Here is a 13,952-nt window from a genome sequence, read left to right on the forward strand (position 1 = left end):
CCTACCACCCTGCCCGCTCGCTGTGGACACAGGACAGCCCCGAGGCGGCGACGCGACGCTGCCCACAGCCTGCCACAGAAGCGATGGCGAAGGCATGACGGCACCCTGCCATGGGGGTAGAATCGCCGCCCATGAGTCGACAACGTCCTTCAAGAAACCGTCCGCGCGGCGGCGCCGGAAAACCCCGCTCGGGCAAGAGTCCCTCGAGCGGTCGGCCGCCTGGCAAGCTGCGCATCATCGGTGGCGAACACCGCCGCCGCCAGCTACCGGTGCTCGACAAGCCCGGCCTGCGCCCGACCCCGGACCGAGTGCGCGAGACCCTATTCAACTGGCTCGGGGGCGAGCTGTACCGCGTTCGCGTGCTCGATCTGTTTGCCGGCACCGGAGCTCTGGGCCTGGAGGCGCTATCGCGCGGCGCCAGCGAGGCCCTGTTCGTCGAGCGCGATGCCCAGGTGGCCCAGGCGATCAGCGATAACCTGGCGACGCTGGCGATCGATCGCGCCCAGGTACGCCGCGCCGACGCCGCCGCGCTGCTGAAAGACGATACCGCCAGCCCCTTCGACCTGGTGTTTCTCGACCCGCCCTTTCGCCAGGGCCTTGCCGAGCCCTGCTGCCAGGCCCTGGAAGCCGGCTGGCTGGCGGATGAGGCCTGGATCTACGTGGAGGTCGAAAGCGGTCTGACTCCCGCCGTGCCCCCCACCTGGCAGCTACACCGAGAGGTCCGCGCCGGAGACAGCATGGGGCGTCTGTATCGACGCAGCGAAAGCGACGCCGACTCGCTCAAGGACGCTGCGCCTGAGAGCTGAGCCGGCAGTACCCCAAGCACGCGACTGTCGCAATTCCTGAGCCGAATCAGCAAAGCAGCCCCGTCGCCGCCCGGCGACGCTTGTTCGCCGGCGGCGGCGGCGTTACGCTCGTTCCATCGGGGCGCGCGTCGCGCCTTCACCCCACGTCATGTCAGGAGACGAGGATGAGCACGGAACTCTTCAACCAACTCGAAAAGAAGGTCTCCAGCGCCCTTGAGGCCCTGGAATTGCTGAAACTGGAAGCCGAGGAGTTGCGCGAGGAAAACGCTCGCCTGAAGCAGGATCGCGAAGAGTGGGAACGTCGCCTGACCGCCATCCTGGGCCAGCTCGATGAGGTGGAAGGCGAAACGGGCAATACCGAACAGGCGCCCGCCCATAGCCTCTGACCTGCCTTGTGTGCCGGCAGTGTCGACTCGAACGGCCGACTCGAACGGCTGATGCGAACGATCGACACGAATGAAAAGGGCTCCCATGGGGAGCCCTTTTGCATTGCGCGTACGATGGAAGCCCAGCCGCAGGCGGCCCAGACTAAAGAAAGCCGAGCGCTTCAGGCTGTTTCAGTCAAGCGCCAGCGACATCAGCAAGGCATCGACACGCTCGCCGCCATCGGCCAGCGGCGGATAGTAGCCGCGACGCACACCATCCTCGGCGAAGCCGGCGGCTCGGTAGCAGGCGATCGCCGCGCCGTTGTCGGCACGCACCTCCAGCAGCAGTCGCTCCGAGCCCCACTGGCGCGCTACCGCAATCAGGCTTGTCAGCAGCCGTGCGGCAAGCCCTTGGCGGCGAGCTTGCGGGGCCACCAGGATCGCTTCCAGCTCGGCCTCGAAGGGCTGGCGTGCCAGCAAGGCGTAGGCGTGAATAGCCCTCTGCCCCGTCATGCCCGCATCAAGGCCGCCTTCAACGCCGACATCACCCGCCGGACCCAGCCGATCGATCCCCAGCAGCAGGCGCTGGTCATCTTCCAGTGCCTGGGCCAGCGCCTGAGGGCTGGACAACGGCGCTGACGCCATCGCTTCCAGTCGCAAGAGGGCGTCAAGATCGGCGGCGCCAAGGACACGGACAGGACCGTAGCCGCCGCTATGCGGACAGCTCTGCTGGCCCGCTGTCGCCTCAAGCGCCATCGCTGTCGTCTCTGGCACCATCGCCTCCAGCACCATCACCTCGAGTGCCGTCGCTCCACTGTGCCTGCCACTCGCCGATCTGCGACCACAGCCGGCGCTTGGCCTCGGCACCGACGCCGTCATCGGCGAGCAGTTCGTCGAGCCCCGGGCCCTGCCACAACGGCAGCGCCAGGGTCTGGCTGCGCGGAGGCTGCGCGCTGTTGTCGGTGGTGTCAGACGGGGCCAGTGCTTGCATCAGCGCCTCCTGGCGGCCGAATACCAGCACCCGCTCCGGAGCCCAGCCACGACGAGCGCGACCGGCCACAAAGGCCTTGAGCCCCTGACGCGCCTCGTCCAACGGCCGCCTGACCGGCAAGCCCTCTTCCAGCGGCCAGGCAAGGGAGTCGAACACCGGTCGCTGCGACGGCCTGACCCCGGCGCCGGTCAGGATATTGAGCAGAAGCCGCTGGTGCAGGGGCCCCAGCGGTTCGTCACGGGCAACCAGCAAAAGCCAGCGACCGTCGAGACAGGCCACCTGACAGCCGAAGCGCAGCGGCTCGGCGCCTTCCTCCACCTCATCCTCTGCCGGCATGGCCGTAGGGGCCGTCGCTGCACCGTCGTCTGCATCGGGCACGATATCACCGAGCAGCGCCCTGGCCTTGCGCGGACCAGCCGGCGCCTGGGGGGCAGGAGCCTGGACGGCAGAGGACGAATCAGCGACAGCGGCCTGCTCGGTCGCCCCGGCGGACGTGTCGCCACCGCCGGCCGAGGCGGGCATGTCATCGAGCAGCGCATGCAGGCCCTTGGCACCGGGCTGGGGCCGCTCTTCGGGTACCGGCTCGGGCCAGTCGCAGGCTTCGGTCTCGCGGGCGTTGGGTAGCTGATAGCGGGCCACCCAGGCGGTCAGCCCCATGGCATCCAGATAGGCGAGCCGTGTCGGCTCCGGCGTCACGAGCGTGAGCCGCCCATGCAGTTGGGCGAGTCCGGACGCGGTGCACTGCGGCTATCCCACTCACCGGGGGTGTAAAGGTGCAGCGCCAGGGCGTGGACCGGGCCGGACAGTTCATCGGCCAGCAGCGAGTAGATCTGCTGGTGGCGCTTGACCGGCATCAGCCCGGAAAAGCGCTCGGAGACCAGGGTCACCTTGAAGTGGGTTTCCGAGTTCGGCGGCACGCTGTGCATGTGGCTCTCGTTCTCGACCACCAGTTCGGTGGGCTCCAGGGCCTTTAGCTTGTGTTCGATGGTCGCCTGAATACTCATGATGGGTACTCGCGTCTGTGACGGTTAATTTTGTACATACTGTGCCATTGTACGCCCTCGCCCAGCTGCTGACTAAGCCCGATCCGCGACCCGGTTCGGGGAGTCCTCGCCCACTCGTTCGGAGTAGCCGGCCCGCGCGGCCTTCTTCTGCTCCCGCGCCGCACGATACGCACGATGGGCCCGGGGGATACGCACCAGGCTGATCACCAGCGCCAGCAAGGTGGTGGCAGCGCCGACCCACAACGCCTGCTGAACGCCAGCGCCGGCGGCCAGGCACAGCCCGACCAGGGCCACCCCCAGCGACTGCCCCACCGTGCGGGTGGTACTCATCACCCCCGAGGCGTTGGCGCTGCGGGCCTTGGGTACGCTGGTCATCAGTTCACGGTTGTTGGGCGGCTGGAACAGGCCGAAGCCTGCGCCACACAGGGCGGTACGCCACAGGCTGTCGATCGCGCTGGCGTCCTGCGGCAGCGCCGCCAGGCTGACCAGCCCCAGCAACAGCATGACCAGGCCGACGCTCGCCACCACGCTCGGGTTGAAGCGATCGGCCAGACGACCAGACAGCGGCCCGACCACCATGATGGTCAGCGGCCAGGGGGTAAACAACCAGGCGGTATGCAGCGCCGAGTAGCCCATCTGCTGCTGGTAGAGAAACGACAGCGCAACGAAGGTCAGCCCCTGTCCGATGAAGGCGGTGCCCTGGGCGGACACTGCCAGGCTGAAACGCGGTTCACGAAACAGCCCCAGCGGCAGCAGCGGATGGGGAGCCCGCCCCTGGCGACGGATAAAGGCCACCGCCGACACCACCGTCACCGCCAACCAGGCCAGGATCTCGGCCAGCGGCGCGCGATGACCGACGGCGTCCATGCACATGAACAGTCCCGCCAGCATGGCCATGGAGGCCAGGGCGCCGAAGGCGTCGAAGTTGCCCTCGCGGCGTTCCTCCCTGGGCAGGGCTCGCCAGGCCATGACCGCGGCGGCGGCGCCCAGCGGCACGTTCAGGGCGAACAGCCACGGCCAGTTGGCCACCGACAGCACCAGACCACCGATCGACGGGCCGGCGGCGTAGCCCCCCGCCACCACCAGCGACGACAGGCCCAGGGCGCTGCCGAGCAGGCGCGAGGGAAAGATCGAGCGATAGAGGCTCGGCCCGATCGACAGGGTGGCGGCGGCGCCGACGCCCTGCAGGGCACGAAACACCAGCAGGGTCTCGAAGTTGGGCGACAGCGCGCTGCCTAGCGCCGCCACTACGAACAGGGTGAGCCCTGCCACGTAGACCTTGCGCCGACTGAGCAACTCACTGGCGGCGGCGAACACCAGCAGCATGGCCGCGCAGACCACCTGGAACAGGTTGGTGATCCACACCGCGCGGGCATCGGACACGCCCAGATCCCGCGCCATGGAGGGCAGCGCGATATTGATCATGGTGGTGTCCACCACCGCCATCAGGGTCCCCAGCACCAAGGCGATGACCGCCAGCCGTCGCTCCGGCCCGGGCAGGCCGTCGTCGCCGTCACGGGTGGAGAACAGTCGACTCATCGGGGCAATTCCTGGTGTTGTCTAGGCGGGTGTTGTCTTGCATCGGGGTGGTCAGGCACAGGAGGTCATGCCGGCACGCAACGAGACCGGCCGTGGCCGGTCTCGTCGACACCTGCGGGGTACATCCGGCAGACACTGATCAGCGGCGGCAGGCCGCGCTGTTTCAGTCCTGCTCGAGGTCGGCCAGCAGTTCGTCGTCCACCTCGGAGATCTCAAGCGCAGCCTCGCCATCCAGATCGATCGCCAGATAGCTGTGCTCGACCTGCAAGAAGCGCTGGAACAGCTCCCAGTTCAGGGCCTCGGGCCACTGCCGTTCGTCCTCTTCCCAGGCGCGCAGTTCGTTCTCGAGCACCTCGAGATAGCGCTCGCGAACGAAGGCTTCCAGCGCCTCGGGGGTGTCCATCTCCGGGATCAGGTAGACCGTGCTTTCCCGGTCGACGTCGGCGAGCGTGAGGTCGTCATCGCCCATGGTCGGTTCCAGGGCATTGATCCAGTCAACAAAGTGCTGGGTGGGTCTGACGCTCAGGGCGGAGCGGTTGAGCAGTTTCATCGCGGTCTCCTCGACGTCGAATCGCAGCCATTATGGGTGCTAAGGGCCTCGCTTGCCAGCAAAAGCCCGGCCCCGCCGACAATCCATCGGCCCGACCCCGCCGACAATCCATCGACCCGACCACTGGGGACATTGTCCTCGGTGGCCAGGCCGAACGGCTCAGGCCTCGCCGGCTTCCGGGCGCATCGCCGGGAACAGCAGCACGTCGCGGATCGAGGGGCTGTCGGTGAACAGCATCACCAGGCGGTCGATACCGATGCCCTCGCCGGCGGTGGGCGGCAGGCCTACCTCGAGCGCGCGCACGTAGTCGGCGTCGTAGTACATCGCCTCCAGGTCACCGGCGTCCTTCTCGGCCGCCTGGGCGCGGAAGCGCTCGGCCTGGTCCTCGGCGTCATTGAGCTCGGAGAAGCCGTTGGCGATCTCACGGCCGCCGACGAAGAACTCGAAGCGGTCGGTGACGAAGGGATTGGCGTCGTTGCGCCGCGCCAGCGGGCTGACCTCGGCCGGATACTCGGTGATGAAGGTCGGCTGGTCCAGGCGCGCCTCGGCCACCTCCTCGAAGATCTCGGTCTGCAGCTTGCCGAGTCCCCAACCATCCTTGACCTTGATGCCGAGGCGCTCGGCCAGGGCACGGGCGGCGTCGAGGTCGTCGATGTCCGCGGCCTCGATGCCTTCGCCGTGAGCCAGGATCGCCTCGCGCAGGGTCATCCGCACGAACGGCTGGCCCAGGTCGTAGGTCGCTCCCTGGTAGTTCAGGGTGGTGGTGCCGAGCACCTTCTGGGCGATCTCGCGCAGCATCGCCTCGGTCAGATCCATCAGCGCCTGGTAGTCCACGTAGGCCCAGTAGAACTCGACCATGGTGAACTCGGGGTTGTGGCGGGTGGAGAGCCCTTCGTTACGGAAGTTGCGGTTGATCTCGAAGACCCGCTCGAAGCCCCCCACCACCAGGCGCTTCAGGTAAAGCTCTGGCGCGATACGCAGGTACATGTCGATGTCCAGCGCATTGTGGTGGGTGATGAAGGGACGCGCCGTGGCGCCGCCGGGGATCGGCTGCAGCATCGGCGTTTCCACCTCCATGAAGCCGCGATCCTCGAAGAAGCGGCGCATGGCGCTGATGATGCCGGCACGGGTCTCGAACACGCGGCGCGAGTCCGGGTTCATGATCAGGTCGACATAGCGCTGGCGGTAACGCGCTTCCATGTCGGTGAGGCCGTGGAACTTGTCGGGCAGCGGGCGCAGGCTCTTGGTCAGGAGCTTGGCCTCGCGCATCATCACGTACAGGTCGCCCTTGCCGGACTTGTGCACCGGGCCCTGGCCGGCCACGATGTCGCCGATGTCCCAGCCCTTGATGTCCTCGAGCAGGGCGGAATCCAGCCCCTTCTTGTCGACGTAGAGCTGGATCTGGCCGCTGACGTCCTGGATCACGATAAAGGGACCGCGCTTGCGCATGATGCGCCCGGCGACCGCGGCCTCACGGCCCAGCGACTCCAGCGCTTCCTTATCGTACTCACCGAGTTCCGCCTCGAGCTCGGCGGCCAGGCTGTCACGGCGAAAGTCGTTGGGGAAGGCGCTGCCGCCCTCGGCCTCGGCGCGCTCGCGACGAGCCGCCAGCTTGGCGCGGCGCTCCGCGATCAGGCGGTTCTCTTCGGCAACGGCGTCATTGGTGGAAGGCGTATCCTGGTTGGCCATGGCTACTCGTCTCTGTCACGGCAGGGAAGCCGCCACGGCGGTTCCCCGAACGGCCCCGGCACGGGACCCATGAATGGTGGTGGCGAAACGCCCCGGGGCCACTTGGCTCCCGGGGCGAGGTCGCGACGCGGTGGGCTTGGCGACGGTCGCTTAAAGCCCCTGCTTGAGGCTCGCGACGATGTACTGGTCAAGATCGCCGTCGAGCACCTTGTCGCAGTTGCTCGACTGCACGCCGGTGCGCAGGTCCTTGATGCGCTGGTCGTCCAGCACATAGGAGCGGATCTGGCTGCCCCAGCCAATGTCGGCCTTGGAGTCCTCGGCCTCCTGCTTGGCGGCATTGCGCTTCTGCATTTCCAGCTCCCACAGCTTCGCCTTCAACTGCTTCATGGCGAAGTCGCGGTTGGCGTGCTGGCTGCGCTGGCTCTGGCACGACACCACCACGCCGGACGGCTCGTGGGTGATCCGCACCGCCGAGTCGGTGGTGTTGACGTGCTGACCACCGGCGCCGCTGGAGCGGTAGGTGTCGACGCGCAGATCCGCCGGATTGATCTCGACCTCGAAGCTGTCGTCGATCTCCGGCGACAGGAACACCGAGGCAAAGGAGGTGTGGCGGCGGCCGCCGGAGTCGAACGGACTCTTGCGCACCAGACGATGCACCCCGGTCTCGGTGCGCAGCCAGCCGAAGGCGTACTCGCCCTGGACGTGCACCGTGGCCGACTTGATCCCGGCCACTTCACCGGCCGACAGCTCGATGATCTCGGCCTTGAAGCCGTGGGACTCGGCCCAGCGCAGATACATGCGCAGCAGCATGTTGGCCCAGTCCTGGGCCTCGGTACCGCCGGAGCCCGCCTGGATGTCGAGATAGGCGCTGTTCTCGTCCATCTCGCCGGAGAACATGCGCCGAAACTCGAGCTTCTCGAGGTTGGCCTGCATCGAGGCCAGTTCCTTCTCGACCTCGGCCACGGTGGCCTCGTCGTCTTCCATCTCGGCCAGCTCCAGCAGGTCGCGGCTGTCGCCGAGGCCCTGGTCCAGCTCGTCGATGGTGGCGACCACCAGCTCCAGCGAGGCACGTTCCTTACCGAGCTTCTGGGCGTAGTCCGGGTCGTTCCAGACCGCCGGGTCCTCGAGCTCGCGGGTGACTTCCTCTAGCCGATCTTTCTTTTCGGCATAGTCAAAGATACCCCCTCAGGACGTCTGTCCGCTCAGACAGGTCCTTGATGAGGTTGTGAATCGGGTTGGTTTCCAACATGAAGTTCGCCTTTTGTCGTCCCTCGCCGGGTGCCGGCGTGCGCTCGCGATGCGCCGGTGGCGATGGGCCAGTTGCGATGATCGTCGGCCAGGCCGCGATAAAGGGGATGCATTGTAGCCAAAACGTCTAACCCCGTCATCCTGCTCCTGCCATCGAGCCCCCTTGCCACAAGGGCTCCCACGGGGCTATCGACGAAACGCAAGACGTCATGAAAATTTTCGTCTGGACAGCACCGGAGCCACGGCGCGATGGTCGATATCGACTAAGCGGGCTTAGCCGGTGTCGCACGCCTTGTGCGGCCTTCCCACAATGGCCGTGGTCGCAGCGAACCGCGCTGCCAACGGCCCGGCCCGCGACAACAATGCCAACACGAACAAGGAACTGACATGATCGCGAACCGTGCTCGCTGGGCCCGCCGCCTGGCGCTGGCCTCCGGCCTGACCCTGTCCTCGCTGGCGGCCGCCATCAGCGCACCGGCCATGGCCGAGACCCTCGATCTTGGCGTCACCGGCGAACTCGCCTCCTTCGACACCTCCCAGATCTCTGGCGGCGTGTGGGAGTCCCAGATCCTGATGGACGTTTACGAGGGCCTGGTCAAGAACGCCCCGGACGGCGAGATCCTGCCCGGCATGGCCACCGACTGGGAGGTCTCCGAGGACGGCAAGACCTACACCTTCAGCCTGCGCGAGGATGCCCGCTGGTCCGACGGCGAGCCTGTCACCGCCGAGGACTTCGTGTTCGGCTGGCGCCACCTGCTGGACCCGGCCAACGCCTCCAAGTACGCCTACATGCTCTATCCGGTGGTCAACGCCAGGGAGGTCAATACCGGCGAGCTGCCCCTGGAGGAGCTTGGCGTGGAAAGCCGCGACGATGGCCGCACCTTCGTGGTCCAGCTGACTCAACCGACGCCCTACTTCCTGCAGCTGCTGACCCACTACACCGGCTACCCCCAGCCACAGCACACCTTCGAGGAGTACGGCCGGGACTACGTGGATCTCGACAACATCGTCACCAACGGTGCCTTCACCCCCACCGAGTGGATCTCCCAGTCGCGCATCACCGTGGTCAAGAATCCCGAGTACTACGAGGCCGACCAGGTGGCGCTGGACGGCGTGCGCTACCACACCATCGAGGATCGCAACGCCGGCGTCTCGCGCTTTCGCGCGGGCGAGCTGGACATCATGACCGAGTACTCCTCGAGCATGTATCCGCTGTTGAAGGAAGAGATCCCCGAGGCCACCCACATGGCCACCTACCTCGGCAGCTACTACTACGTGTTCAACCACCGCGACGGTCATCCCACCGCCGACCCCAGGGTGCGCGAGGCGCTCAACATGGCGGTGCGCCGCGACGTCATCGCTCAGCAGATCATGGGCGGCACCTTCCAGAAGTCACTGTCCTTCGTGCCTGACGGCATCGATCACTATCAGGTGCAGAACACCAGCTTCGAAGACGCCGACGGCAATGACATCACCGATGACATGAACGCCCGCATGGCCCGTGCCAAGCAGTTGCTGGAAGAGGCCGGCTACAGCCAGGAGTCACCGCTCGAATTGCGCCTGCGCTACAACACCACCGACGAGCACAAGAAGATCGCGGTGGCGGTGTCGTCCATGTGGCGCCCGCTGGGTGTCGAGGTGGAGCTGGTCAATGCCGAGGCCACGGTGCACTACCAGACCATCGCCGAGGGGGACTTCGACGTGGCCCGGGCCGGCTGGATCGCCGACTACAACGACGCCGAGAACTTTCTGGCGCTGCTGCGCTCCGGCGTCGGCAACAACTACGGAGCCTACGCCAACGAGGAGTTCGACGCCCTCTACGACCAGGCCGCTGCCACCCTTGACCTGGATGAGCGCAAGGCCGTCATGGAAAGCGCCGAGGCCCTGGCCATGGACGACGACGCCCTGATCCCGATGCTCTACTACGTCTCGCGCAACCTGGTGAACCCGAAGATCAGCGGCTGGGAAGACAACATCGAGGACGATCACCCGTCTCGCTGGATCTCCTTCGACGAGTAGCAGCGCTGGGTTTGTAGATAGCAGCGCCGGGTTGGTAAACAGCAGCGCTGGGTTTTGTAAATAGCAGCGCCGGGTTTGTAGATAGCAGCGCTGGGTTGGTAAATAGCAGCGCTGGGCTATCTTCAAGGACTCGCTTCAAGGACTCGCTTCAACGACTCGCTGCGAGAACTCGCCTCCACCAGGAGGCGAGTCCCCTACCGACGCTCTGCCTACCCCACAAGGACTTCGCTATGGTCTCCATGGACGCCTTTCGTCCGCTGGCACTTGCCGGCCTGATGGCAACGACAAGCCTCGGACTCTGTCTGCCCGCTGCCGACGCCCAGGCCGCCACTCTTCAGGTCGGCAACGGCGCCGAGCCCAGCACCCTGGATCCGCAGAAGGTCAGCGGCAACTGGGAGAGCCGGATCACCCGCCAACTGTTCGATCGTCTGGTCAACTATGGCCCCGACGGCGCCCTGGTGCCGGGCCTGGCTGAATCCTGGGAGCTGTCCGACAACGGTCGGGTCATCACCTTCCGGCTGCGCGAGGCACAGTGGTCGGACGGCGAGCCGATCACCGCCGACGACGCCGTCTTCGCCCTGCAACGTCTGGTGACGCCGGCCACCGCCAACCACAACGCCAACCTCTACTACCCCATCATCAACGCCCGGGCGATCAACACCGGGGAGGCCGAACCCGAGAGCCTCGGCGTCACCGCGCTGGATTCCCACACCCTGGAAATCCGGCTGTCCGAGCCCACCGCCTATTTTCTTCAGGCCATGGCAATGACCGAGGCCGCACCTCTGCCCCGCCACCTGCTCACCAGCGGCGTCGAGGACTGGACCCGGCCAGGCACCCTGGTGGCCAGCGGCCCCTTCGTGCTCGCCGACTGGAAGCCCCAGGACAAGGTCGAGGTGGAGCGCAACCCTCGCTACTACGCCGCCGACGAGGTGGCGCTGGAGGGTGTCGACTTCCACGCCATCGAGGACACCTCGGCGCTGATGAACCGTTTTCGCTCAGGCGAGCTCGACATCGCCTACGGCGCGGTGCCTTCCGCGCGCTTCGAGTGGGCCCAGGAAAACCTGAGCGAGTCGCTGCGCGTCGGGCCGCTGATCGGCAGCTACTTCTATATGCTCAACCTGCGCGAAGGCACGCCGCTCAGCGATGAGCGGGTGCGTGAGGCGCTGAATCTGGCGCTCGACCGCGAGGTGATCACCGAGCGCCTGCTGGGCATGGGCCAGACGCCGTCCTACTGGTTCGTGCCGCGCACCATCGCCTCGCCCACCTCGGCAAGCCTCGACTTCCATGACCAGGGCATGGACAGCCGCCGGGCCAGGGCCCGTGAGCTGCTGGATCAGGCCGGCTACGGGCCGGATCGACCGCTTGAACTTGAGCTGTCCTACAACACCCTGGAAGACCACAAGAAGATCGCCGTGGCCATCGCCGCCATGTGGCGCCCGCTGGGGGTGGAAATAGATCTGGTCAATCGCGAGGCGGCGGTGCACTTCGCCGGCCTGCGCCAGGGCGACTTCGAGATCGCCCGCTACGGCTTCGTGGCCACGGTCAACGACCCCTACGACTTCCTCAACGCCTACGCGGCGGGAGGCTCGGCGGCGGCCAGCACCGGCTACGCGGACCCCGAGTACGACGCCTTGGTCGAGGCCAGCACCCATGAGCTCGACGTGGACCGACGCGCCGCGCTGATGACCGAGGCCGAGCAGCGCCTGCTGGAAGCCGACGTGATGCTGCCGATCTACGACTACGTGGTCGTCAATCTGGTCTCTCCGGACGTCAAGGGCTGGCAGCCCACGACGCTCGACGTGCATCCGCTGCGCTACGTGTCCGTGGACGGCGACGCGCCCTGACGACCACTCGCCCCAACCCAATCGTGGGCGCGGCCAGGGACGGCCCGCCCTTCATGTCAACCGAGGAACGGCGCCATGCTGAGCTACACCTTGAAACGCCTGGCCCAGGCCATACCGACGATGCTGATCGTCATCACCATCGCCTTCTTTCTGATGCGCATCGCCCCCGGCGGGCCCTTCGACGGCGAGCGCGCCCTGCCGCCGGAGATCGAGGCCAACCTGATGGCCGCCTATCACCTGGACGAACCGCTGTGGCAGCAGTACTTCCGCTACCTGGGCAACCTGGTCCAGGGCGACTTCGGGCCTTCGTTCAAGTACAAGGACTTCACCGTCACCGAGCTGATCATGCAGGGCTTCCCGGTAAGCCTGCAGATCGGCGGCCTGGCGATCCTGCTGGCGCTGGCGATCGGCCTGCCGCTGGGCATCATCGCCGCGCTAAAGCGCAATACCGCCGTGGACTACACGGTGATGGGCACGGCGCTGGCCGGCATCGCGGTGCCCAACTTCGTGGTGGCGCCGGTGCTGGCGCTGGTGTTCGGGGTGCTGCTCGGCTGGCTGCCGGCGGGGGGCTGGAACGACGGCGCCCTGCCCAACCTGATCCTGCCGGTGATCGCGCTATCGATCCAGCAGATCGCCTACATCGCGCGGATGATGCGCGCCAGCATGATCGAGGTGATGGGCAGCCACTATATTCGCACCGCCCGAGCCAAGGGGCTGACCGAGGCCGAGGTGGTCTGGCGCCACGCCCTGCGCCCCGCCCTGCTGCCGGTAACCTCCTACCTGGGCCCGGCCATCGCCGGCATCATCACAGGCTCGGTGGTGATCGAGCAGATCTTCGGCATCCCCGGCATCGGCCGCTACTTCGTCCAGGGCGCGCTCAACCGCGACTACACCCTGGTGATGGGCACGGTGGTGTTCTACGGCGCCCTGATCGTGTTGATGAACCTGATCGTGGACCTGATCTACTCGGCCCTCGATCCCCAAATCCGCTATGACGACTGAGGCGACGCCATGAGTACCGATTCCCTCGCCCCGACCGCCGCCCCCGTCGGCGACAGCCTCGGCCGCGACGCCTGGCGCCGGCTGAGCCAGAACCGCGCGGCCATGGCCAGCCTGTGGCTGCTCGGCCTGATGACCCTGGCCTGCTTTATCGGTCCCTGGCTGACCCCCTGGGGGCTGGCCGACGTCGACTGGAACGCCTTCGACGTGGGCCCGACCCTGGAAGGCGGCCACTGGCTCGGCACCGACGCCAACGGCCGCGACCTGCTGACCCGCACCCTCTATGGGGGCCAGGTGTCGCTGTCGGTGGCGCTGGTGGCGACCTTCGTCAGCCTGATCATCGGGGTGCTCTACGGCGCCGTGTCCGGCTATGTCGGCGGGCGCGTCGACAACCTGATGATGCGCTTCGTCGACATCATGTACTCGCTGCCGTTCATGTTCCTGGTGATCCTGCTGATGGTGGTGTTCGGCCGCAACATCTTCCTGATCTACGCCGCCATCGGCGCGGTGGAGTGGCTCGACATGGCGCGTATCGTGCGCGGCCAGACCCTGGCGCTCAAGCAGCGGGAGTTCGTCGAGGCGGCCCACGCCCTCGGCGTCAAGGACGGCAAGATCGTCACCCGCCACCTGATCCCCAACGCCATCGGCCCGGTGATCGTCTACGTCACCCTGACGGTGCCCAAGGTCATCCTGCTCGAGAGCTTCCTGTCGTTCCTCGGCCTCGGCGTGCAGGAGCCGCTGACCAGCTGGGGCGTGCTGATCTCCGAGGGTGCCGACATGATGCAGACCTCGCCCTGGATGCTGCTGGTGCCCTCGGTGTTCCTGGCGCTGACGCTGTTCTGCCTGAACTTCCTCGGCGACGGCCTCAGAGACGCCCTGGACCCCAAGACCCGCTGAT

At 66.7% G+C, this 13,952-nt stretch carries 13 protein-coding genes; 6 read left to right on the top strand and 7 right to left on the bottom strand.

Translation table 11 applies throughout. The features are described 5' to 3' along the window. The first annotated feature begins 131 nt into the window (after window positions 1-131). Both rsmD and zapB read left to right on the top strand, forming a co-directional pair. Window positions 132-806, top strand: a complete 675-nt coding sequence (rsmD, locus tag EBB56_RS17455) for a 16S rRNA (guanine(966)-N(2))-methyltransferase RsmD (protein ID WP_108131214.1) — start codon at window positions 132-134, stop codon at window positions 804-806. Window positions 807-970: 164 nt separating this feature from the next. Then, a complete protein-coding gene (zapB, locus tag EBB56_RS17460) occupies window positions 971-1,192 on the top strand; it encodes a cell division protein ZapB (protein WP_045991307.1) in 222 nt (73 codons plus the stop codon). Between the two features lie 171 nt (window positions 1,193-1,363). Here zapB and EBB56_RS17465 read toward each other — a convergent pair whose 3' ends face one another. The 7 genes from EBB56_RS17465 to prfB all read right to left on the bottom strand — a co-directional run bounded on the left by EBB56_RS17465 (window position 1,364) and on the right by prfB (window position 8,193). Next, entirely contained in the window at window positions 1,364-1,945 is a 582-nt protein-coding gene (locus EBB56_RS17465) for a GNAT family N-acetyltransferase (RefSeq protein WP_231498432.1), read from the bottom strand. Next, entirely contained in the window at window positions 1,917-2,858 is a 942-nt protein-coding gene (locus EBB56_RS17470) for a hypothetical protein (protein WP_124804942.1), read from the bottom strand. The genes EBB56_RS17465 and EBB56_RS17470 overlap by 29 nt, the downstream gene beginning before the upstream one ends. Beyond that, a complete protein-coding gene (locus EBB56_RS17475) occupies window positions 2,855-3,166 on the bottom strand; it encodes a BolA family transcriptional regulator (RefSeq protein ID WP_045991309.1) in 312 nt (103 codons plus the stop codon). The genes EBB56_RS17470 and EBB56_RS17475 overlap by 4 nt, the downstream gene beginning before the upstream one ends. 72 nt (window positions 3,167-3,238) lie before the next feature. Next, window positions 3,239-4,705 (bottom strand): MFS transporter, encoded by a 1,467-nt coding sequence (locus EBB56_RS17480; RefSeq protein ID WP_108131212.1) that lies wholly within the window; start codon window positions 4,703-4,705, stop codon window positions 3,239-3,241. Between the two features lie 163 nt (window positions 4,706-4,868). Next, entirely contained in the window at window positions 4,869-5,255 is a 387-nt protein-coding gene (locus tag EBB56_RS17485) for a hypothetical protein (protein ID WP_045991311.1), read from the bottom strand. Between the two features lie 159 nt (window positions 5,256-5,414). After that, window positions 5,415-6,944, bottom strand: a complete 1,530-nt coding sequence (lysS, locus tag EBB56_RS17490; protein ID WP_124804943.1) for a lysine--tRNA ligase — start codon at window positions 6,942-6,944, stop codon at window positions 5,415-5,417. Between the two features lie 150 nt (window positions 6,945-7,094). Then, a protein-coding gene (gene prfB / locus EBB56_RS17495; RefSeq protein ID WP_197037043.1) for a peptide chain release factor 2 occupies window positions 7,095-8,193 on the bottom strand; the annotation gives its coding sequence in 2 pieces (ribosomal slippage) (window positions 7,095-8,117 and window positions 8,119-8,193; 1,098 coding nt in all). Between the two features lie 386 nt (window positions 8,194-8,579). Between prfB and EBB56_RS17500 the strand changes: the two genes are divergently transcribed. The 4 genes from EBB56_RS17500 (at window position 8,580) to EBB56_RS17515 (ending at window position 13,951) form a co-directional block, all read left to right on the top strand. Further along, window positions 8,580-10,211: a peptide ABC transporter substrate-binding protein gene (locus EBB56_RS17500; RefSeq protein ID WP_124804944.1), complete on the top strand. Its 1,632-nt coding sequence runs from the start codon at window positions 8,580-8,582 to the stop codon at window positions 10,209-10,211. Between the two features lie 230 nt (window positions 10,212-10,441). Then, window positions 10,442-12,055, top strand: coding sequence for an ABC transporter substrate-binding protein (locus EBB56_RS17505; protein WP_260425386.1), 1,614 nt, complete (start codon window positions 10,442-10,444; stop codon window positions 12,053-12,055). Window positions 12,056-12,130: 75 nt separating this feature from the next. Then, window positions 12,131-13,057 (top strand): oligopeptide ABC transporter permease OppB, encoded by a 927-nt coding sequence (gene oppB / locus EBB56_RS17510; protein WP_045991315.1) that lies wholly within the window; start codon window positions 12,131-12,133, stop codon window positions 13,055-13,057. A 9-nt stretch (window positions 13,058-13,066) separates the two neighbouring features. Then, entirely contained in the window at window positions 13,067-13,951 is an 885-nt protein-coding gene (locus tag EBB56_RS17515; RefSeq protein ID WP_045991316.1) for an ABC transporter permease, read from the top strand. Window position 13,952: the final 1 nt, after the last annotated feature.

It is taken from the genome of Halomonas sp. YLB-10, assembly GCF_003856855.1.
Taxonomy (GTDB): domain Bacteria; phylum Pseudomonadota; class Gammaproteobacteria; order Pseudomonadales; family Halomonadaceae; genus Halomonas; species Halomonas litopenaei.

Bases quoted from the DNA above. Each gene is read 5' to 3' on its own strand.
- rsmD (WP_108131214.1), top strand. From the start codon at position 132: ATGAGTCGACAACGTCCTTCAAGAAACCGTCCGCGCGGCGGCGCCGGA.
- zapB (WP_045991307.1), top strand. From the start codon at position 971: ATGAGCACGGAACTCTTCAACCAACTCGAAAAGAAGGTCTCCAGCGCC.
- EBB56_RS17475 (WP_045991309.1), bottom strand. From the start codon at position 3,166: ATGAGTATTCAGGCGACCATCGAACACAAGCTAAAGGCCCTGGAGCCC.
- EBB56_RS17480 (WP_108131212.1), bottom strand. From the start codon at position 4,705: ATGAGTCGACTGTTCTCCACCCGTGACGGCGACGACGGCCTGCCCGGG.
- EBB56_RS17485 (WP_045991311.1), bottom strand. From the start codon at position 5,255: ATGAAACTGCTCAACCGCTCCGCCCTGAGCGTCAGACCCACCCAGCAC.
- lysS (WP_124804943.1), bottom strand. From the start codon at position 6,944: ATGGCCAACCAGGATACGCCTTCCACCAATGACGCCGTTGCCGAAGAG.
- EBB56_RS17500 (WP_124804944.1), top strand. From the start codon at position 8,580: ATGATCGCGAACCGTGCTCGCTGGGCCCGCCGCCTGGCGCTGGCCTCC.
- EBB56_RS17505 (WP_260425386.1), top strand. From the start codon at position 10,442: ATGGTCTCCATGGACGCCTTTCGTCCGCTGGCACTTGCCGGCCTGATG.
- oppB (WP_045991315.1), top strand. From the start codon at position 12,131: ATGCTGAGCTACACCTTGAAACGCCTGGCCCAGGCCATACCGACGATG.
- EBB56_RS17515 (WP_045991316.1), top strand. From the start codon at position 13,067: ATGAGTACCGATTCCCTCGCCCCGACCGCCGCCCCCGTCGGCGACAGC.